Raw genomic sequence first — 18,426 nt, 5'->3', positions numbered from 1 at the left:
GAGGGAAGCTGCAGTCGGGCGGGTGACATCAAGCCGTCACATGGCACCGCTAAAACGCAGGCTTTGCGCACTTCACAAGGAAGGAACCCGCCCGTGACCCGCGAATTTGAAACCGCCTCCCTCGAATGGCTGGAAGCGGAGCTGCAGGACACGCTGGACGAGGACATCGAGATCGAGTTCTCGGAGCCGATGCTGTCGATGGAGATCCGCAAGGTCTACCGCGAGCAGCACCCTGAGATGCTCGACCGGCAGGTCTATTTCCGAAACCTCCTGCGGCTGCAGGCGGAGCTGATCAAGGTGCAGGACTGGGTGCAGCACACCGGCGCCAAGGTCTGCATTCTGATGGAAGGCCGCGACAGTGCCGGCAAGGGCGGGGTGATCAAGCGGATCACCCAGCGGCTGGACCCGCGGGTGGCACGGGTGGTGGCGCTGCCGGCGCCGAACCGCCGCGAGCAGAGCCAGTGGTATTTCCAGCGCTATGTGCCGCATCTGCCCGCAGGCGGCGAGATCGTGCTGTTCGACCGCTCGTGGTACAACCGGGCAGGGGTTGAGCGGGTTATGGGCTTTGCCAGCGAGGACCAGGTCGAGCAGTTCTTTCAGGACGTTCCCGAATTCGAACGGATGCTGGTCCGCTCAGGCATTATCCTGCTGAAATACTGGTTCTCGATCACTGATGAGGAGCAGCAGCTGCGGTTCCTGATGCGCATCCACGACCCGATGAAACAGTGGAAGCTGTCGCCGATGGATCTGGAGAGCCGGATCCGCTGGGAGCAGTACACCAAGGCCAAGGAGGCGATGTTCAAGCGCACCAACATCCCCGAGGCGCCCTGGTATATCGTCGAGGGCAACGACAAGAAGCGCGAGCGGCTGAACTGCATCGAGCACCTGCTGACCAGGATCCCCTATGAGGAAGTGCAGCACGAGAAGGTGGAGCTGCCGGACCGCAAGTACAATCCGGACTATGAGCGCCAGGTGCTGCCGGATGAGCTGTATGTGCCGAAGATCTACTGAGGCCTGACCGGCACGAAAAAGGGGCGCCGGAGCGCCCCCCTTGCCATTTGCCCGGCGGGGATATCAGAACAGGAAGTCGCCAGATTGCAGATCCTGTGCAGTGACACCCGCCAGCAGCATGCTGTCGCCGTCGCTGTCGGTAATCAGCAGCCCGTTTGCGGTCTGGCTGGTGTGGTTGCTCATGAGGTCGCTGAAGCTGTTGATGCCGTCGGCGTTGCTGAGGTCTATGCGCTCGCCCTGGGTGTCGGGGTTGAAATCGCTGACGGTATCGGCACCGGTGCTGAAGACAAAGAGATCGCCCTGGGCGCCGCCGGCCATGCGGTCATTGCCTGCGCCGCCGTTCAGGGTGTCTGTGCCGTATCCGCCCCATAGCAGGTCATGGCCATTCTGGCCGAGGAGCTGGTCCTTTCCGCCGCCGCCATAAAGCTTGTCCTGGCCTGCGCCGCCTTGCAGCGTGTCATTACCGCTGCCGCCGACCAGGGTGTCCTTGTAGTTGCCGCCGTTGAGGCTGTCGTTGCCGCCACCGCCGCGCAGGGTGTCGCGGCCGAGGCCGCCGTTCAGCACATCATTGCCGCCGCTGCCGGTCAGTTGATCGTCACCCGCAAGCCCGCTGAGGGAGCCGGCGCTGGAGAGGGTCAGTACATCGTCGCCGGCGGTGGCGCCGCCGCCTGACCCGCCGCCCGATCCGCTGTCGAGCTGCAGCGGTGCGCTGGTGCGGGCAAAATTCTGGGTCACCATGACCGCGTCCCAGCCGTTGAAGTTGCCCTGTTCAATGCCGATGCCGATGACCTCGACATTGGCGTTCAGTATGTTGGCGCGGTGGCCGGGACTGTTCATCAGGGAATTGTGCAGGTCGATGACATCGTCCGCCAGGCCAGGGGCGCCGCGCTCGCTTTGCCAGGCGATGTTTTCCGCCCAGGTCCAGCTGCCGGAGAAGACAAAGCCCGCGTCCTCCATCCGGTCGCCGGCGCTGGAGCCGCCTGCGCCAGTGTGGGAAAATACATCCTGCTGCAGCATCCATTCGCTGTGATCCTCGGCGGAATCGTTGAGGCGCAGCTCCAGCTGCACCGGATTGAGCCCGCGCGAAGTGCGCTCTGCGTTGATCAGCTCGAGCATCTGCCGCTCGAGATCGCTTGCCTGTGACATCGTAAACTGCTCCGTAAGTGAGCCGGCTGTGCGGCGGTGCCCTGATCGGTTAACGAAATTTTATGGCACTGAAAGGGCGGCCCTGCGCAGGCGGCGGTTACCGGCGAAGCTCTGCCCGGGACACGGGCGCGGGTACGCGGATTATTGCGTGTTTGTGCCCTGCACCTGCTTGGCCGGGCCGCATGGGCTGCGGCGGCTGATTTCTGCTGGCTGCCGGCCGGCCGGGTGTCTTGCCGGATTCGGGAGGGATGCGCAGCGGTGTGCAGGAGTTCGCGGAAAACAGAACAGGAAACAGTCCGGACGCCGCCGGGGGAAACTGGCAGCGTCCGGTAAAATTGGAAACCCTGAACGGCGAGCCTTGTTTGCAGGGACCAAGACCGGCGCCGGTTATAGGGGGTAGCGCCGCCTGCCCAGGGTTTCGGAGAACCGGGTGTTCCAATCCCGGCCGGCGGGGCAATGGTTAGGGAAACGCAACTGATCTGCCCTGCCGTGAGTCTCTTTTAGCAGAAAGTGGCAGAGAAATACACCCTAAAGATGTACTTGCTACCAATTTGATATTTTTACGTGTGCCATCTCAGGGGCGGACCGGCCTGCCGCGGGGCGTGATCAGCCGAAGGAGGTGCCACAAATGACAAACCCCCGGGCAGCGCCTCGGGGGTTGTCTGATCTTTTTGCGGCCGGTCCGGGGACCTGCCATAGTGCTGTCCAAAGCTGGAGAGCAAGGTGTGCTTACAGCAGACCTTCGCGCTGGGCTTTCTTGCGTGCCAGTTTACGGGCACGGCGGATCGCTTCAGCTTTCTCGCGCGCTTTTTTCTCGGACGGCTTTTCGAAATGTTGCTTGAGCTTCATCTCGCGGAAGACGCCTTCACGCTGCAGCTTTTTCTTCAGGGCACGAAGCGCCTGATCGACGTTGTTGTCGCGAACACTAACCTGCATGTGGTTTTCACCACCTTTCTAAGTTGAGTTGCAAGGATTTGCAGGAGGTGGCCGTATAGCAAAGCGCGTATATTTTGTCTAGTAGGGTATCAGGACGCTGCCAGCGGGAGGCTGAGATGACCAAAGACCACGATCACGCACCGGACGCTATCAAGGATAAACTGCTGGATGCGGCGCTGAATCATGTGCCGTTTGACGGCTGGTCAGAGGTGACGTTCCGGGCCGCCTGCCAGGATGCGGACGTGCCGGAGGTGCTGGCGCATGCGGTCTGCCCGCGCGGCGGGGTCGACCTGGCGCTGGCGTTTCACGCCCGGGGCGATTCGCGGATGCTGGAGCGCCTGCAGGCAGAGGACCTGTCGGGCATGCGGTTCCGGGACAAGGTTGCCGCGGCGGTGCGGTTCCGGCTGGAAGCGGTCGAGGACAAGGAAGCGGTGCGCCGCGGCACCACGCTGCTGGCGCTGCCGCAATATGCCGGCGACGGCGTCAAGGCGATCTGGACCACCTGCGACCTGATCTGGGACACGCTGGGCGACGGCTCGGATGATCTGAACTGGTACACCAAGCGCGCCTCGCTGGCCGGGGTCTATTCTGCCACCGTGCTGTTCTGGCTGGGCGATGACAGCCTGGAGCATCAGGCGACCTGGGATTTCCTGGACCGCCGCATTGATAATGTGATGAACTTCGAAAAGTTGAAGGCCGGCCTGCAGAAGAACCCGCTATTAAAGCCCTTGCTGGTGGGGCCGAACTGGCTGGCCGAACAGATCAAACCGCCGAAGGGTCGCAATGACCTGCCGGGGTCGGTTGATCCGCGGCGATAGGGGCTGGGTAGGCTGTCTTCACCGGAAGACAGCCGCTGTTCCTCTCTTCATGGGGACGGTGCATGGCTTTGGCCGCCAATGCGGGCCGTGCTATCCGTCGCGGCCGGGTTCGTCCGGATTGCTGGAGAACAGAGCGATCTTGTTGCCTTGAGGGTCACGTAAGTAGCCAACATAGAATTGCGGCCCGTAAGCGGCGCGAAAGCCCGGCTGGCCTTCATCCGAACCGCCTGCGGCAAGCGCGGCAGCGTGAAGGTCGCGAACCTGCTGTTGATTGGCCGCCTGAAACGCGGTCATGGAACCGTTGCCAGCCGAGGCAGGGCACCCGTCAAATGAGGGTTTGACGTAGAAATCAGGGGGAGCGGACGGCATTCCCGGCGTGGCCTGCAGTGTGTAACTCAGTCCCTCAGGCCCCTCTGCCAGTTCGTAGCCAAGGGCTGGCAGGAACGCGCAATAGAAGCGTTTTGCGCGCGCGATGTCATCCGCGCCGACTGTTACATACGCTATCATGCCGGGTGGTGTCCTTTGCAGGTCAGGCTGTTGCAGCGGTTTTGCCGGGCGAGGCTAGGCCAACTCGCAATCAGGTTCAATGAAGGCGGCCTGTTTCCGGCCAGTGGGTATAGCCTTGCCGCCCGCATGGCACTCCGCAAACCGCGCCAGCTGCGGCGCCTTTGGTGTTTGCGCGCACCTTGCCGGATGTTAGGCAGAGGGCAAGGATCAGGAGGACACATTCCGATGACAGAGATGATGCGCGCGGTGGAGATCACCAAACCCGGCGGGCCGGAGGTGCTGCAGCTGACGCAGCGCCCGGTGCCGCAGCCGGGCCATGGCGAAGTTGTGATCAAGGTGGCCTATGCCGGCGTGAACCGCCCCGATGCGCTGCAGCGCGCGGGCGCCTATGAACCGCCCAAGGGCGCCAGCGACCTGCCGGGGCTGGAAGCCTCGGGTGAAGTGGTGGCGGTGGGTGCAGGTGTCACTGGTGTTTCGCAGGGCGATCAGGTTTGTGCGCTGCTGCCGGGCGGCGGCTATGCGGAATATGTCGCCACCCCTGCGGCGCATTGCCTGCCAATCCCGGCGGGCATGGATCTGAAACAGGCGGCCTGCCTGCCTGAAACCTTCTTTACCGTCTGGTCCAATGTCTTCACCCGCGGCGGGCTGAAGGCCGGGGAGCGGTTCCTGGTGCATGGCGGTTCTTCCGGCATCGGCACCACCGCGATCCAGCTGGCCAGGGCCTTCGGGGCGCGGGTGTTTGCCACTGCGGGGTCGGATGAGAAATGCCAGGCCTGCCTGGACCTGGGCGCTGAGCGGGCGATCAACTACCGCGGCGAGGATTTCGTCAAGGTGCTGCGGGACGAGGGCGGAGCCGATCTGGTGCTGGACATGGTCGGCGGCGATTACATCCCGCGCAACATCAAGGCGATGGCAGAGGACGGCCGGCTGGTGCAGATCGCTTTTCTGCAAGGCCCCAAGGTGGAGCTGAACTTTGCCCTGATGATGGTCAAGCGGCTGACCTTGACCGGATCGACCCTGCGCCCGCAGAGCGACCTGGCCAAGGCGCAGATTGCCCAGGACCTGCGCGAGGCGGTCTGGCCCCTGCTGGAGGCAGGCAAGGTGGCGCCGGTGATGGACAGCGAGTTCGCGCTGGAGGAGGCGGCAGCGGCACATGCCCGGATGGAAAGCTCCGGCCATATCGGCAAGATCGTCCTGAAGGTGGGGTGACAGCCTCAGGCCTTCACAGCAAAGGGCCGGCGGATGCGCCGGCCCTTGTTTTTTTCTTCCAGTGTTCACTCCACCGCGCGGCGGTACAGATGCCAGGTTGCATGCCCCAGCACCGGCACCACGATGATCAGCCCGGCCAGGAAGGGGATTGATCCGACGATCAGCGCCACGCCGACGATCACGCCCCAGGCCATGCAGACCATCGGGTTCTTGCGCAGCACCTTGATCGAGGTTGCCACTGCGACCGGCAGGCCGACATGGCGGTCCATCAGCAGCGGGAAGGACACCAGGCTCATCGACAGCGCGGCAAAGGCAAAAACCGCGCCCACGATGCCGCCGCTGATCGACATCATCCAGCCCTCGCGGGTGGTTAGCACATCGCCGAGGAACCCCAGGATCGACGCTGGCGGCTCCGGCCCCAGGGTGCGGCTGTAAACCATATCCGCCGCCACCAGCCAGATGATGAACAGCGCTGCCAGATACAGGCCCAGCACCAGTATGGCGCCGAAGGAGGGCGAGCGGATGACCGCAAAGGCATCCATCCAGCGGGTCTCCATCCCGGCCTCGCGGCGCGACGACATCTCATAAAGGCCGACTGCCGCGACGGGGCCGAGGATGGCAAAGCCCATGATCATCGGCACAACGAGCGGCAGCAGGTTCATCGACAGGCTCATCACGATGAGGGCGATGCCGATAATGGGATAGAACAGCACCAGAAACATCGCGTCGGAGCGGCAGGCAGCGAAATCCTCCAGCCCGGCGGCCAGGGAATGGATGATGTCATCCATGCTGAGCTTGCGTGCCTCCGGCATTGCCGCGGCGCCTGTGCTGCGCATTTCGCTGACGGATTGGCCAACGTGGTGGGAGGTGGTCTCTGCACCCTGCAGAAGCCAGCTGAGCGGGTTACCGATTGTTTTTGCCATGCGCTTCCTCCTTCTCGCTGACCAAAACGGAGTGCCGTTCAGGCAGGGCCGGGCGCGGCACGTGGTGTAATGTAGCACGAAACGCGGCAGTTTCCGCTTCACAGGCGCTTTACCGCCTTGGGGCGGGGCGGAGGCATGTTTCCGCACCTGCCGGCGGCGGCGTCGGCTGCGTGGCAGGGTTTGAGTATTTTTGGAAAGATGAGGCCAGGGTCCCTTGTTTATCTGGCCCGAAATATCCCGGGGTGAATTGGCCGTGAGGCCAAGAGGGGCAGCGCCCCTGCCAGTTCAGCGGATGGGCGCGAGGCGGGCGTTTTTCAATGTGCAGTCCCTGATCACGTCGCGCCCGCAGGGCACCGGCTCCAGCCCCTTGGACAGGCAGATGCGGGCCTCCTGGATGGCGCCGTCGCGGCAGGTAATGGTCAGGCTGTCGCGGCTGAGGTCCGGGTTGTCCTGCAGAAAGGCCTGCTCAACAACGGCGGCAGGCAGGGTCACCGGCTTCTCGAGCCTGCGGAAGGCGGCGGGGCGGGTGACGCGTTCGTAGGCCGCACGCATCGCGCTGTAGTAGTCCCGCGCGCTGAGGCCGGAGCAGGTGCCGTGTTTCTTCCATTGGTGCCAGGCCAGCCCTGGGCTGCCCATGATATCCGCCATGTCCCGGCTCATCACGCGGCTCGGCGGGGCCTCTGCCGTGCGGCAGTAGCTGGGCCAGCCGCGGTGGTACTGGGGCCAGAGGCCATGCAGCGTCCAGCCGTAATCATGGCGGGCATCACATTGGTCCGCGCCCTTGGCGTCGCCCTCCAGCGTGCACCAGTTCGGCGACCAGCTGAGCGACAGCACGTAATAGTCGAAGTCGCCCGCAGGCTCGCCGTCCGCCGCCGCAAACGCCGGCAGCAGGGACAGAACAGCCGCAAAAACACCTGTGAACAACTTGCGCATTGGCCTCTTTCCTTATGCATCGATGCCGACTATATAGGGCGGAAGTTCCCCGACAACGGAAACCTGCCCCGGATCGCCGGGGACGCCATTTCAGGCGGCGGGAGAGATGTATCCGGGGATCAAAGGTGTTTTAAGGAGATGAGCACATGGCAAAACCGTTGATGGCCAAGGCAACCGCCGTGTGGCTGGTGGACAATACCACGATCAGCTTCAAGCAAATCGCAGATTTCGTGGGCATGCACGAACTGGAAATCCAGGGCATTGCCGACGGCGAAGTGGCGGTGGGCGTCAAAGGGTTCGACCCGATGGCCAACAACCAGCTGACCCAGGAAGAGATCGACAAGGCCCAGGCCAACCCGCTGCACAAGCTGAAGCTCAAGTTCAACCCGGCCGCGGCCGGTGAGGAAAAGCGCCGCGGCCCGCGCTACACTCCGCTGTCCAAGCGCCAGGACCGCCCGAACTCGATCCTGTGGCTGGTCAAGTTCCACCCGGAACTGAGCGACGGCCAGATCGCCAAGCTGGTGGGCACCACCAAGCCGACCATCCAGTCGATCCGCGAGCGCACCCACTGGAACATCGCCAACATGCAGCCGATCGACCCGGTGGCGCTGGGCCTGTGCAAGCAGTCCGAGCTGGACTCTGCTGTGCAGAAGGCCGCGGCCAAGAAGGCAGCCGAAGGCGGCGTGATGAGCGATGACGAGCGCCGCAAGCTGGTCTCGACCGAGCAGTCGCTGGAGATGGACGCTGAGCCGAAGATCCCGTCCGCCATCGAGGGTCTGGAAACCTTCACCCTGGGCGGCGGCCTCAATGACGATGAGGACGAGAAGAAAGAAGAGAACGTCCTGGACGCCGACAGCTTCTTCAACCTGCCCGCGGGCGGCGATGACGAGGACGACGACGAGGACAGCCGCTTCTGATCCGGGCCTGTCCGCCCTAGGCCGGGCGGGCCGTCCGGCAAGTGGAAAATCTGTAAAAAGCCGCAGATCCGGTGCTCCGGATTTGCGGCTTTTTCTGTTAGAATTGAGTCTCAATCATACAAGATGTTGACTGCGCACGTGTAGTTCGCGCAGCATGATGTTGCGGTGCAGCCATGTTCCAGGCTGCCTGCAGAATTGAGCACTGCGGAGGACGCCCTTGGGTAAAAGGGGGCTGGTATGCGGCGCGGAAGGACAGTGTTTTGTGAGTTTGCCAGGGGTCCGGACCCGGAAGGCCGGCCCGTGCAGGGATGGCAGGAGTATTGGTTATGGACGCATCCGGGGGTGCGGCGCTTGGGGCAGGCAGCCGCTTGGATCTGGAAGAGCTGGCAGGCGCAAGCGGCGCCGGGTTCTGCCAGGCATTTGCAGATCAGCTGGCACGGGGATTCGGCGCGGATCTGGTCACAGTCAGCGCATTGCGGATCCGGCAGGGCGAGCACCTGAAAGTGGTGGCCAGCTGGTTCGACGGGATGCCGCTGGGGGATTTCGAATATGACGCGCGCGGCGCGCCGTGCCGGGACGTGGTGTTGCGCGCCGCGCCGCAGGTGTTCGCGGACCGGGTGCAGCAGCTGTACCCGGAAGACGCGATGTTCATCGAAGAAAACATCAACGCCTATGCCGGGGTACCCTTGCTGGACGCTGCGGGCGCAGTTGCCGGCCTGGTGCAGGCGGCATGGCGGCAGCCGCCAGGGGCGGCGCTGACAGCAGAGGCCGCAGCAACCATGCAGCAGTTTGCCCCGCGGCTGGGGGCGGAACTGGCCGGAATGCAGGAGTCCGCGGCCCTGGCGGCGCTGGCGCGCGGGGCGGGACCAGGCAGCCTGTCGCCCCTGGCGGCCCTGCGGCAGCTGGCGGTTCAGATGCAGCGCGCCTTCCGGGTGCGCAGGGCTTTCATCGCTGAATACACGGCTGACAGCCCGGGCTGCTACAGGGTTCTGGCATGCTGTGATGGCGGGCTGGCCGCTGCAGGCAGCGGCGAGGAGCTGATGCCTTCTGAGGGCGCCCCTTGCGCTTTCCTGCAAGAAGGCGAACCCTTTCTGGTGCCCAAAGGGCTGCAAGAGATGTTTCCGGCGCAGGAGGCGTTCCGGGCGCAGGGGGTGGTCTCTTATTTCGGGATGCCGCTGCGGGATGAGAATGGGCAGCTGATTGGCCATTTTGCGCTGCTGCACGACGGCGAAATGGCCGCCGGATTTCAGAGCAGCAGCTTGATCGGCGTTTGTGCAGCACGGGCTGCGCATGAGCTATCCCGCCGCAGGGCGGAGCGGCGGCGGCGCCAGGCGGAACAGGCGCTGCTGCTGCGGCGCAAGGCCGAAAGCCTTGGGCTGCTGGCGGGTACCATTGCACATGAGTTCAACAATCTGCTGGCCGGGATGCAAGGCCAGAGCGAGCTGGCGCTGGCACATCTGGAGGCGTCACACCCGGCGGCGGCGGATGTGCGGGCGGTGAAGGCAGGGCTGCAGGACTCGGCCCGGCTGATGCGGCAGCTGCTGGGCTATGTCCGGGGCGCCAGGACCCCGCAGCCGGAGGCCTGCGATCTGAACCGGGTCGTCCGTGAGACGCTGGCGCTGGTGCCGCCAGAGTGCAAGCTGGGCAAGGCGGTGGTGCTGGATCTGGAGGCGGAGGAATTGACCGCCCGGATGGATCCGGCCCAGGCCGGTCAGCTGCTGATGCAGGCGGTGCTGAATGCGGTTGAGGCGATCGGGCCCGGGGCTGGCACTGTGACGGTGTCCACCCGGCGCCGCAGCCTGGGCACGGCGGAGCGGCAGAGGCTGCTGGCCGGGCGCAGGATGCCGGCGGGTCCCTGCGTCATGCTGGAGGTGCGCGACACCGGCGGCGGCATGGCACGCGATACCGTGGCGCGGATATTCGACCCGTTCTTCACCACCAAGCCCGGCGGCCGCGGCCTGGGGCTGGCGGCGGCGATGGGCATCATCAGCAGCCACCGGGGCGGGCTGGCCGTGGACAGCCGGGAGGGCGGCGGCAGCACATTCCGCTTCTATTTCCCGGCCTGCGAGGCGGCGGCGGTGCCGGCTGCCGGATCCGCTGCGGCGCCAGAGCCGCGCAAAAGGCAAGCGCGCCGCATTCTGGTGGTGGATGACGAGGACACCGTGCGCCGTGCCGTCGCCGGCCTGTTGCAGCTGCGCGGCTGCGAGGTCGCAAGCGCCGATGGCTATGATGCGGCGCTGGCGCTTATTCAGACTCGAGGACCGTTTGACGGTGCGGTGATCGACATGAGCATGCCGGGGCGCGGCGGCTGGGAAACACTGTCCCGGCTGCGGCAGCTCCAGCCCGGGCTGAACGCTGTGATGATGAGCGGCTTTGCCTTCAGCGCTGCGCAGGCGGGTTACCCGGAACTGGATGGGGTTCAGGTGCTGGACAAGCCGTTCACCAAGGAAAAGCTCTACAAGGCGCTGTTCCGCTAGGGGAGCCCGCATAGCGGAGTGCTCCCGCGCCTGCAGGTGCCCCTGCGGGCCCCTTGGCAGCCTTGGGCGTGGCGCCGCGCTGATGCGCGGCGCGGTGGCGTCTAGGCGCCGGGCGCCTGTTCCAGCAGCCAGGTCCGGACCCGTTCGATCCGGCTGGTGCCCGTCTTGGCCTGCGGTGTCAGCAGATAATAGGCGCTGGCGGGTGTGCAGCGGTGCGGATGGGCCAGGGTCAGGCTGCCTTCCGCCAGCTCGCGGCGGACCAGAAGCTCCGGCAGGATCGCCACCCCGTGGCCGTATTTCACCGCGTCGATCAGCATCTCGAACTGGCTGAACAGGGGGCCGGTGGGACGGGCGGGCAGCGCCTGGCCCAGATCTTGGAACCAGATCTGCCAGCTGAGCGGCCGGGTGGTGTGCTGCAGCGCCGGGTGGTCCAGCAGGCGGGCTGCTTCCTGCAGCGGAGCCTCCAGCAGGCCGGGTGCCGCAACCGCCACCAGGGTTTCCGGCATCAGGAGATCGGCACGGAAACCGGGCCAGGGCGGATCGCCCTGCACGATGGCCAGATCCACCAGGCTGGCATCCACCTGTGCATTGTCCAGGTAGGTGATGGTGTTGACCGTCAGCCGCGGCTGCGCCTGAGCAAGTTCCGCAAGCCGCGGCATCAGCCAGCGGCTGCCCAGCGTCGGATAGGTGCCGATGTTGAGCGCGCCGTAGGGATTGTCGCGGGTGCGCAGCCGGTAGAATGTGGCTTCCAGCGCCTCCAGCTGCGGCGCCAGCTCCTGCAGCAGCATTTCGCCGGCGCCGGTCAGATGCACCCGCTGGCGCTCGCGTTTGAACAGGGTCTGGCCGGTCTGCGCCTCCAGCCCCTGGATCTGGCGGCTGAAGGCGCTTTGCGACAGGTTCATGACGCGGGCGCCCTGGGCAAAGCTTCCGGAACGTGCGGCGGCCTCGAAACACAAGAGGGCGGAGATGGGCGGGATCTTGCGGCGCATGGGGTTACCCTGCCATGTGTTGCAATTTTTGCAAGAAGGATTGCGGAAACGCCGCTTTTGGAACGGGAAGCAGTCTGCAATTCTGGCGTCAGATGCAACACCTGGCGATGTGAACAGAGCCAAACATGGGAGCAGGCAGCATGACCTTTGTACCGCAGATCAACGACGCCGATGTGCAAGCCGTCGCCCAAGCCATGCAGGCCATGCCCGATTCCGCCTCGGTGGCGGAGTTTGTGCCGGGGCCGGGCATCCAGCGGCTGGAGCTGACGTTCGACATCCAGCTGTTGCAGGAGGCGCTGGAGGAATGTCTGCGCCGCGAGGACTTCATGGGCGGCATGCAGGACCAGGGGTTCGCCGCGCTGCCGCTGACCCGGCGCCCGGGGCAGTCCGAGTGGACCGCCAATGATCTGTCGGGCCGCTACTGGCTGCGCGCCGACAGCCGCTATGTCGAGGAGCCGCGCGAGGATCTGGTGCAGGAGGTGGAGTTTTCCGAGTTCAATCCGAAATTTGCAGGCACCTATTTCGAGCATGTGCACGAGGAACTGGCCAAACGCTTTCCGATCGGGCGCACGCGGGTTTTGTCCAAGGGGCTTTACAACTGCAACTCGTGGCACCGCGATCCGGAGCCGCGGCTGCATATCCCTGTGCTTTCCAATCCCGGATCATTGTTTATCGTGAATCATCACGTCACCCACTTGCCAGCGGACGGCTCTGTCTATTTCACTGACACCCGCGGATACCACACCGCATTGAACGGAGGCGAAACCCGGCGCGTCCACATCGTGGCGGCGCTGGCCTATGAACAGGTGACGGAATGAACCAATACGCCGGCATGGCGCGGGCCGGGGACAATGCGGCCCTGTGTGATCTGCGCAGCGATACGGTGACGCGGCCCGATGCGGGCATGCTGCAGGCAATGGCCGCGGCGGAGCTGGGCGATGACGTTTATGGCGAAGACCGGTCAGTGAACCGCCTGGAGGCCGTTCTGGCCGAACGGCTGGGCAAGGAAGCGGGTCTTTTTGTGCCCACCGGCACCATGAGCAATTTTGCTGCCATGCTGGCGCATTGCCAGCGCGGCGAGGAAGTGATCTGCGGCAGCGGCTACCATGTGAACGCCTACGAGGCGGCTGGCGCCTCGGTTCTGGGCGGCATTGCGCTGTGCCCTCTGCCCGTGCGCGCGGACGGGGCGCTGGACCCGGCAGAGATCCGGGCTGTGGTAAAGGAGGATGATCCGCATTTTGCCGTCAGCCGCCTGGTGTCGCTGGAGAACACCCACAACGGCCTGGCAGTGCCGCTGGCGGATATGGCCGCAGCGGCACAGGCCGGCCGGGCTGCCGGGCTGTCGGTGCATCTGGACGGGGCGCGGTTCTTTAACGCAATCACCGCGCTGGGATGTGCGGAAACGGATCTGGCCGGGCTGACGGACACGGTGTCGGTCTGCCTGTCCAAGGGGCTGGGCACACCGGCGGGATCTGTGCTGGTCGGGCCAGCGGATCTGATCGCCAGGGCGCGGCGCTGGCGCAAGATGCTGGGCGGCGGCATGCGGCAGGCAGGCGTGCTGGCGGCGGCAGGGCTCTATGCGCTGGAGCACAACGCGGACCGGCTGGCAGAGGATCACGCACGGGCAGCGGACCTGGCCGGATTGCTGCGGGGGCTGGGAGCGGGTGACGTGTCTCAGGCCACCAACATGGTGTTCTTCACGCCCGCTGACGGGCGCAATGATGATCTGCGGGCGCATCTGGCAGCCGAGGGTGTGGTGATCGGCGGCGGCAGTTCCGGCGCGATCCGCCTGGTGCTGCACAAGGATGCGGACGATGGTTCACTGTCCCGGGCGGTACAGGGGCTGCAACGCTTCTACGGCTGACTGAGGAGAGCCGGAAAATTTCGAATTTTCCGGCCAAAATTCTTCGAAGAATTTTGCGCCCGGCCGCGGCGTCAGATTTCCTTGCGCGCCTGCATCGCGGCGGAGATGGTGCCGTCATCAAGGTAATCCAGCTCGCCGCCGATCGGCACGCCCTGCGCCAATGAGGTCAGCTTCACCTGTCCCTGCAGCTGATCGGCGATGTAATGCGCCGTGGTCTGGCCGTCGATGGTGGCATTCAGCGCCAGGATCACTTCACTGATGCCTTCGGTGGCGACCCGGTCGATCAGCCGCGGGATGCGCAGATCCTCCGGCCCAACCGCGTCCAGCGCGGAGAGCGTGCCGCCCAGCACATGATAGCGGCCCTTGAACACGCCGGAGCGCTCCATCGCCCAGAGGTCGGCCACATCCTCGACCACGCACAGCTCGCCGTTGCCGCGCACCTCATCGGTGCAGATCGGGCAGATCTCGCTGGTGCCGGCATTGCCGCAGTTGAGGCATTCGCGGGCGGTTGCGGCCACCTCGCTCATCACATCCGCCAGCGGCGTCAGCAGCAGCGCCCGCTTGCGGATCAGATGCAGCACCGCGCGGCGCGCCGAGCGCGGCCCCAGCCCCGGCAGCTTGGCCATCAGGGCAATCAGGTCTTCAATATCGCTGGTGGAGTTCTTGATCATGCCTTGGGCCCTTTGCTTCCCAGCCATATAGGCTGATCGGGACAGGGAAGTGCAAGGGCAGGGCAGTAAAATGTTCGGGGTTTGTTTTGCTGCGCGCCGGGGGTATGCCTAGCCTGAAACGGCGGAGGGTTCGGGATGGCAGGCGGCACATGGCGGGAAGCAGGAAAATCTCCACGGTTGCGTTTTGCCCGGCTGACAGGGGTGCCGCCGCAGGAGATTGCCCGCCACATGTCAGACCCGCGGATGGCGGAGCATATGCCGTTGCTGGCAGGGGCATGGGATGAGGCCGCTGCCAGGGAATTCGTGGCCGCCAAGGAGGCCTGCTGGCAGCGCGACGGGCTGGGCCATTGGGCTTTCTTGCGCGGGGAAGATTACCTTGGCTGGGGCGGGTTCCAGAAAGAAGGCGCGGAGTGGGATTTCGGGCTGGTGCTGCGGGCTGACTGCTTTGGCCTTGGCCCCGCCATCGCGCGCAAGGCATTGGCGTTTGCCCGCCAGGATCCGCGCATTCCCTTTGTCACCTTCCTGCTGCCGCCGACGCGGCGGCACCTGCGGCCGCTGATGCGGCTGGGGGCGGTGCAGACCGGGGAGGTGCAATACGAGGGGCAGCGTTTCTTGAAGTTCCGGCTGGAGACTGGATGAGGCGGGCAAAGAAAAAGGCGGCACCAGACGGGCCGCCTTTTTTGCATTCAGCTTGCCGGTTCTTAGAACGGCAGCTTGATGTCCTTGGGCAGGCCCATGCTTTCGGTCAGCTTGGCCATTTCGTCCTGCGCTTTTTCCGCGGCCTTTGCCTGGGCGTCTTTGATGGCGGCCAGGATCAGGTCCTCGACCACTTCCTTGTCGTCGCCGTTGAAGATCGAGGGGTCGATGTCCAGCGCCTTGAGGTCGCCCTTGGCAGAGGCCGTGGCCTTGACCAGGCCGGCGCCGGCCTCGCCGGTCACCATGACGTTGTGCAGGTCTTCCTGCATCTGCGCCATCTTGGTCTGCAGTTCCTGTGCCGATTTCATCATCTTGGCCATGTCGCCAAGACCGCCGAGGCCTTTGAGCATCTGTCTTCTCCTAAGTGCGGGGGCGCAGGGCGCCGTAAGTCATCCCCGCACATATCGCAATTGCAAGCGCGATGAACAAGTGGGGGGAGGCGGTGCAGTCTTCGATTATGCCCAAGGCTTTCTTATCATCGAAGAAAAGCTCGTGGTTATCTACGGCTATAACGAAGGCCAGAAGGCCCCACAGCGCGCCCGCGAGTGAAAACGGCAGTCGCTTTCCGCTATAGAATGCGAATCCGGCAAGGGCAAAGAGGGCCAATGCAACAGGTTTGGACGAGAGCCGCACAAGGACATCCCATGAGCTGTCTTGTGCTTCCCCTGCGTCGAAGCAAGTGGTGGCAAAGGCGGTGGCCGGCATTATGAACAAGAGGGCCGTCAGGCCCACCGTCAGCCGTCCTCGAAGGGATCCCATTCGTCCTCCACCTCGGGCAGGGCTTCGGCGGCAACTTCGGCGGCCAGTTCCTCCGGTGTGCGTATGCGGGTGATTTTAGCCTTGGGGAAGTTCTCTAAAACGGCTTGCACCAGCGGATGCGCAGTCGCCTCTTCACGCAGGGCGTTCTCAGCCGCATCACGGATCTCGGCAATGGTTGCGGCATCGCCGTCCGGCGCGATGGAGACCACCCAGCGGGCGCCGGTCCAGTTCTGCAGCGCTGAGCCAAGCCGGGCGGCCAGGTCGCGCGGCGCCTGGGCCGAGGGGGTGAACTCGATCCGGCCCGGCTGGTAGGAGACCAGACGCACGCCGGTTTCGACCTCGACCAGCAGCTTGACGTCGCGGTTGGTGCGGATCAGTTCCACCACGTGTTCAAAAGACGGATAGCGGGCGAGGGCGGAGCTGACCTGCGGCGCCAGCGCCGTCACCGTGCCGCCGCCGCCGTGGGCCACAGGTGCGCCGCCGGATGCACCGCCTGCCGCGCCGCCTTGCGGCGCAGCGCCGCCAAGCGCCGGAGCGCCCATGCCCTGCATGGCTACGCCGCCACCGGGGCCGCCCGGCCCGGGGGGCGGGGGCGGCGGGGTGTCCTGCAGCTTGCGGATCAGCTCCTCAGGGGAGGGCAGGTCGGCCACATGGGTGAGGCGGATCACTGCCATTTCCGCGGCCATCATCGCGTTTGGTGCGGCGGCCACTTCCTCCAGCGCCTTCAGCAGCATCTGCCACATGCGGGTCAGGACGCGCATCGCCAGCGCATCCGCCATCGCCTTGCCGCGGGCGCGCTCGTCCGGGCTGACGGTGGGGTCCTCGGCGGCATCGGGCGTGATCTTCACAACCGAGACCCAATGGGTGATCTCGGCCAGATCGCGCAGCACCGCCAGCGGGTCGGCGCCCTCGGCATACTGGCCGCTGAGTTCTGTCAGCGCCGCCGCCGCATCGCCGCGCAGGATCATGTCCATCAGGTCCAGGACACGGCCGCGGTCGGCAAGGCCCAGCATAGCGCGGACCTGATCGGCGGTGGTTTCGCCTGCGCCATGGGAAATCGCCTGATCCAAGAGCGAGGTCGCATCGCGGGCGGAGCCTTCGGCGGCGCGGGTGATGAGGGCCAGCGCGTCCTCGGCTATCTCGGCGCCTTCGGCTGTGGCGATCTTGCGCAACAGCGCAATCATCACCTCCGGCTCGATCCGGCGCAGGTCGAAGCGCTGGCAGCGCGACAGCACCGTCACCGGCACCTTGCGGATCTCGGTGGTGGCGAAGATGAATTTCACATGCGCGGGCGGTTCCTCCAGCGTCTTCAGCAGTGCGTTGAACGCACTGGTCGACAGCATGTGGACTTCATCGATGATGTAGATCTTGTAGCGGGCCGAGGCGGCGCGGTACTGCACGCTGTCGATGATCTCGCGGATGTCGTTGACACCGGTGCGGCTGGCCGCGTCCATCTCCATCACATCCACATGGCGGCCTTCCATGATCGCGGTGCAATGCTCGCATTTGCCGCAAGGGTCGGTGGTGGGGCCGCCTTGACCGTCTTCGCCGACGCAGTTCATGCCTTTGGCGATGATCCGCGCGGTGGTGGTCTTACCGGTGCCGCGGATGCCCGTCATGATGAAGGCCTGGGCAATCCGGTCGGCGGCAAAGGCGTTTTTCAGCGTCCGCACCATGGCGTCCTGACCCACCAGATCGGCAAAGGTCTCAGGCCGGTATTTGCGGGCCAGAACCTGATACTTGGAGGGGCTGCTGCCAGTGGAGGTGTCGTTCATTTTGTCTCGTGCCGGATTCGATGTGCGGGTGGCCCGCGTTCCGCGCAGGGTATTGAAGCGCAGCCGGTTCGTCCACCGCTGATGGGCAGGTGTCAGCCGGCCAAGAAAAGGTTTTGGATTTGGCGGCTTTGGCGGTTAGAATCACCTTGCAAGACCCTGGGCGGGAGTGGGAATTGGAACGCAACGCGAGGAGGCGGCATGCGATCTGACGAAGTCTCTGGGACTGCGGCGCAGGAGATGCCTGTGGCAGTGAATATTTCCATATACGAAGTGCCCGTCGCGGGCGGGCTATTGGCGCTGTGCCCCTTGCCGGGTAAGGGCGGCGACTATGCTGGCGACATGGGCCGGATCAACGCCTGGAAGCCCGGACTGGTGATCTCCATGACCACGGCAGACGAACACGCGGCGGCCGGCAGCCACCGGCTCGGCTGCGATATCCAGAGCATGGCCAGCCGCTGGATCCATCTGCCGGTGCCGGATTTCGACGTGCCATCGCGGCAGGTGGCGGCGAAATGGCCCAAGGCCAGCGCCTCGGCGCGGATGGCGCTGGAGGGCGGCGGCCGGGTGCTGGTCCATTGCAAGGGCGGCTGCGGCCGCTCCGGCATGGCGGTGCTGCGGCTGATGATCGAAAGCGGCGAGGACCCTGCGCAGGCGCTGGCCCGGCTGCGGGCCGTGCGCCCCTGCGCGGTAGAGACGCAGGCGCAGCTGGAATGGGCCTATGCCGGGCGCCCGGCAGGGCTGCGGCCGCAATAGGGCGGCGGCATCCCGCTTTTTGCGCGCGTGGTCAATGCTGCC

Annotated in this window: 19 protein-coding genes; 9 read left to right on the top strand and 10 right to left on the bottom strand. The window is 65.1% G+C overall.

Annotated features, from left to right (window positions below; all coding sequences use genetic code 11):
• Positions 1 to 93 precede the first annotated feature (93 nt).
• The gene (gene ppk2 / locus N6L27_RS06495; RefSeq protein WP_271906401.1) at positions 94 to 1,011 is read left to right on the top strand and encodes a polyphosphate kinase 2; all 918 of its coding nucleotides are present in this window, start codon (positions 94 to 96) and stop codon (positions 1,009 to 1,011) included.
• A gap of 63 nt (positions 1,012 to 1,074) precedes the next feature.
• Here ppk2 and N6L27_RS06490 read toward each other — a convergent pair whose 3' ends face one another.
• Together N6L27_RS06490 and rpsU are read right to left on the bottom strand one after the other, a co-directional pair.
• Positions 1,075 to 2,157 (bottom strand): CAP domain-containing protein, encoded by a 1,083-nt coding sequence (locus N6L27_RS06490; RefSeq protein ID WP_271906400.1) that lies wholly within the window; start codon positions 2,155 to 2,157, stop codon positions 1,075 to 1,077.
• 729 nt (positions 2,158 to 2,886) lie between these two features.
• Positions 2,887 to 3,093, bottom strand: a complete 207-nt coding sequence (gene rpsU, locus N6L27_RS06485) for a 30S ribosomal protein S21 (protein WP_005614280.1) — start codon at positions 3,091 to 3,093, stop codon at positions 2,887 to 2,889.
• 116 nt (positions 3,094 to 3,209) lie between these two features.
• Here rpsU and N6L27_RS06480 point away from each other — a divergent pair, with 116 nt between their 5' ends.
• On the top strand, positions 3,210 to 3,911 hold the full coding sequence (locus N6L27_RS06480) for a COQ9 family protein (RefSeq protein ID WP_271906399.1): 702 nt from the start codon (positions 3,210 to 3,212) through the stop codon (positions 3,909 to 3,911).
• A gap of 90 nt (positions 3,912 to 4,001) precedes the next feature.
• On the opposite strand, the gene N6L27_RS06475 is transcribed toward N6L27_RS06480, so the two are convergent.
• Positions 4,002 to 4,418: a VOC family protein gene (locus N6L27_RS06475; protein WP_271906398.1), complete on the bottom strand. Its 417-nt coding sequence runs from the start codon at positions 4,416 to 4,418 to the stop codon at positions 4,002 to 4,004.
• A gap of 225 nt (positions 4,419 to 4,643) precedes the next feature.
• Here N6L27_RS06475 and N6L27_RS06470 point away from each other — a divergent pair, with 225 nt between their 5' ends.
• Complete coding sequence (locus tag N6L27_RS06470; RefSeq protein ID WP_271906397.1) at positions 4,644 to 5,627, top strand: NAD(P)H-quinone oxidoreductase; 984 nt, start codon at positions 4,644 to 4,646, stop codon at positions 5,625 to 5,627.
• Between the two features lie 65 nt (positions 5,628 to 5,692).
• Here the strand turns inward: N6L27_RS06470 and N6L27_RS06465 are convergent, their stop codons facing one another.
• Together N6L27_RS06465 and N6L27_RS06460 are read right to left on the bottom strand one after the other, a co-directional pair.
• Positions 5,693 to 6,550, bottom strand: a complete 858-nt coding sequence (locus N6L27_RS06465; protein WP_271906396.1) for a DUF2189 domain-containing protein — start codon at positions 6,548 to 6,550, stop codon at positions 5,693 to 5,695.
• A 285-nt stretch (positions 6,551 to 6,835) separates the two neighbouring features.
• A complete protein-coding gene (locus N6L27_RS06460) occupies positions 6,836 to 7,483 on the bottom strand; it encodes a ribonuclease T2 (protein ID WP_271906395.1) in 648 nt (215 codons plus the stop codon).
• 146 nt (positions 7,484 to 7,629) lie between these two features.
• On the opposite strand from N6L27_RS06460, the gene N6L27_RS06455 reads away from it, so the two are divergent.
• Entirely contained in the window at positions 7,630 to 8,400 is a 771-nt protein-coding gene (locus tag N6L27_RS06455) for a DUF1013 domain-containing protein (protein WP_271906394.1), read from the top strand.
• 326 nt (positions 8,401 to 8,726) lie between these two features.
• Entirely contained in the window at positions 8,727 to 10,877 is a 2,151-nt protein-coding gene (locus N6L27_RS06450; protein WP_271906393.1) for a hybrid sensor histidine kinase/response regulator, read from the top strand.
• A 101-nt stretch (positions 10,878 to 10,978) separates the two neighbouring features.
• On the opposite strand, the gene N6L27_RS06445 is transcribed toward N6L27_RS06450, so the two are convergent.
• On the bottom strand, positions 10,979 to 11,866 hold the full coding sequence (locus N6L27_RS06445; RefSeq protein WP_271906392.1) for a LysR substrate-binding domain-containing protein: 888 nt from the start codon (positions 11,864 to 11,866) through the stop codon (positions 10,979 to 10,981).
• Between the two features lie 140 nt (positions 11,867 to 12,006).
• On the opposite strand from N6L27_RS06445, the gene N6L27_RS06440 reads away from it, so the two are divergent.
• Together N6L27_RS06440 and ltaE are read left to right on the top strand one after the other, a co-directional pair.
• Entirely contained in the window at positions 12,007 to 12,684 is a 678-nt protein-coding gene (locus tag N6L27_RS06440) for a hypothetical protein (protein ID WP_271906391.1), read from the top strand.
• A complete protein-coding gene (ltaE, locus tag N6L27_RS06435) occupies positions 12,681 to 13,730 on the top strand; it encodes a low-specificity L-threonine aldolase (RefSeq protein ID WP_271906390.1) in 1,050 nt (349 codons plus the stop codon). Before N6L27_RS06440 ends, ltaE begins: the two co-directional genes overlap by 4 nt.
• A 71-nt stretch (positions 13,731 to 13,801) precedes the next feature.
• Here ltaE and recR read toward each other — a convergent pair whose 3' ends face one another.
• Positions 13,802 to 14,401 (bottom strand): recombination mediator RecR, encoded by a 600-nt coding sequence (recR, locus tag N6L27_RS06430; protein WP_039183634.1) that lies wholly within the window; start codon positions 14,399 to 14,401, stop codon positions 13,802 to 13,804.
• Positions 14,402 to 14,536: 135 nt separating this feature from the next.
• On the opposite strand from recR, the gene N6L27_RS06425 reads away from it, so the two are divergent.
• Positions 14,537 to 15,040 carry a GNAT family N-acetyltransferase gene (locus tag N6L27_RS06425; protein ID WP_271906389.1) on the top strand — a complete coding sequence of 168 codons (504 nt, stop codon included), beginning with the start codon at positions 14,537 to 14,539 and terminating at the stop codon, positions 15,038 to 15,040.
• A 62-nt stretch (positions 15,041 to 15,102) separates the two neighbouring features.
• Here N6L27_RS06425 and N6L27_RS06420 read toward each other — a convergent pair whose 3' ends face one another.
• The 3 genes from N6L27_RS06420 to N6L27_RS06410 are packed head-to-tail and all read right to left on the bottom strand — an operon-like array spanning position 15,103 to position 17,679.
• On the bottom strand, positions 15,103 to 15,447 hold the full coding sequence (locus tag N6L27_RS06420) for a YbaB/EbfC family nucleoid-associated protein (RefSeq protein WP_019298230.1): 345 nt from the start codon (positions 15,445 to 15,447) through the stop codon (positions 15,103 to 15,105).
• A gap of 10 nt (positions 15,448 to 15,457) precedes the next feature.
• Positions 15,458 to 15,802: a hypothetical protein gene (locus tag N6L27_RS06415; protein ID WP_271906388.1), complete on the bottom strand. Its 345-nt coding sequence runs from the start codon at positions 15,800 to 15,802 to the stop codon at positions 15,458 to 15,460.
• Positions 15,803 to 15,831: 29 nt separating this feature from the next.
• Positions 15,832 to 17,679 (bottom strand): DNA polymerase III subunit gamma/tau, encoded by a 1,848-nt coding sequence (locus N6L27_RS06410; protein WP_271906701.1) that lies wholly within the window; start codon positions 17,677 to 17,679, stop codon positions 15,832 to 15,834.
• A 189-nt stretch (positions 17,680 to 17,868) separates the two neighbouring features.
• Between N6L27_RS06410 and N6L27_RS06405 the strand changes: the two genes are divergently transcribed.
• On the top strand, positions 17,869 to 18,384 hold the full coding sequence (locus N6L27_RS06405; protein ID WP_442915737.1) for a protein-tyrosine phosphatase family protein: 516 nt from the start codon (positions 17,869 to 17,871) through the stop codon (positions 18,382 to 18,384).
• The last annotated feature ends 42 nt before the right edge of the window (positions 18,385 to 18,426 follow it).

It is taken from the genome of Leisingera sp. SS27, assembly GCF_028368855.1.
Lineage (GTDB): Bacteria > Pseudomonadota > Alphaproteobacteria > Rhodobacterales > Rhodobacteraceae > Leisingera.
The sequence above is the reverse complement of the archived record's forward strand: the minus strand, read 5'-3'. Positions and strand labels throughout refer to the sequence as shown.

Bases quoted from the DNA above. Each gene is read 5' to 3' on its own strand.
- N6L27_RS06490 (WP_271906400.1), bottom strand. From the start codon at position 2,157: ATGTCACAGGCAAGCGATCTCGAGCGGCAGATGCTCGAGCTGATCAAC.
- N6L27_RS06470 (WP_271906397.1), top strand. From the start codon at position 4,644: ATGACAGAGATGATGCGCGCGGTGGAGATCACCAAACCCGGCGGGCCG.
- N6L27_RS06450 (WP_271906393.1), top strand. From the start codon at position 8,727: ATGGACGCATCCGGGGGTGCGGCGCTTGGGGCAGGCAGCCGCTTGGAT.
- N6L27_RS06420 (WP_019298230.1), bottom strand. From the start codon at position 15,447: ATGCTCAAAGGCCTCGGCGGTCTTGGCGACATGGCCAAGATGATGAAA.
- N6L27_RS06475 (WP_271906398.1), bottom strand. From the start codon at position 4,418: ATGATAGCGTATGTAACAGTCGGCGCGGATGACATCGCGCGCGCAAAA.
- N6L27_RS06425 (WP_271906389.1), top strand. From the start codon at position 14,537: ATGGCAGGCGGCACATGGCGGGAAGCAGGAAAATCTCCACGGTTGCGT.
- N6L27_RS06480 (WP_271906399.1), top strand. From the start codon at position 3,210: ATGACCAAAGACCACGATCACGCACCGGACGCTATCAAGGATAAACTG.
- N6L27_RS06440 (WP_271906391.1), top strand. From the start codon at position 12,007: ATGACCTTTGTACCGCAGATCAACGACGCCGATGTGCAAGCCGTCGCC.
- recR (WP_039183634.1), bottom strand. From the start codon at position 14,401: ATGATCAAGAACTCCACCAGCGATATTGAAGACCTGATTGCCCTGATG.
- N6L27_RS06465 (WP_271906396.1), bottom strand. From the start codon at position 6,550: ATGGCAAAAACAATCGGTAACCCGCTCAGCTGGCTTCTGCAGGGTGCA.
- N6L27_RS06460 (WP_271906395.1), bottom strand. From the start codon at position 7,483: ATGCGCAAGTTGTTCACAGGTGTTTTTGCGGCTGTTCTGTCCCTGCTG.
- N6L27_RS06415 (WP_271906388.1), bottom strand. From the start codon at position 15,802: ATGCCGGCCACCGCCTTTGCCACCACTTGCTTCGACGCAGGGGAAGCA.
- N6L27_RS06455 (WP_271906394.1), top strand. From the start codon at position 7,630: ATGGCAAAACCGTTGATGGCCAAGGCAACCGCCGTGTGGCTGGTGGAC.
- N6L27_RS06445 (WP_271906392.1), bottom strand. From the start codon at position 11,866: ATGCGCCGCAAGATCCCGCCCATCTCCGCCCTCTTGTGTTTCGAGGCC.
- rpsU (WP_005614280.1), bottom strand. From the start codon at position 3,093: ATGCAGGTTAGTGTTCGCGACAACAACGTCGATCAGGCGCTTCGTGCC.
- N6L27_RS06405 (WP_442915737.1), top strand. From the start codon at position 17,869: ATGCCTGTGGCAGTGAATATTTCCATATACGAAGTGCCCGTCGCGGGC.
- ltaE (WP_271906390.1), top strand. From the start codon at position 12,681: ATGAACCAATACGCCGGCATGGCGCGGGCCGGGGACAATGCGGCCCTG.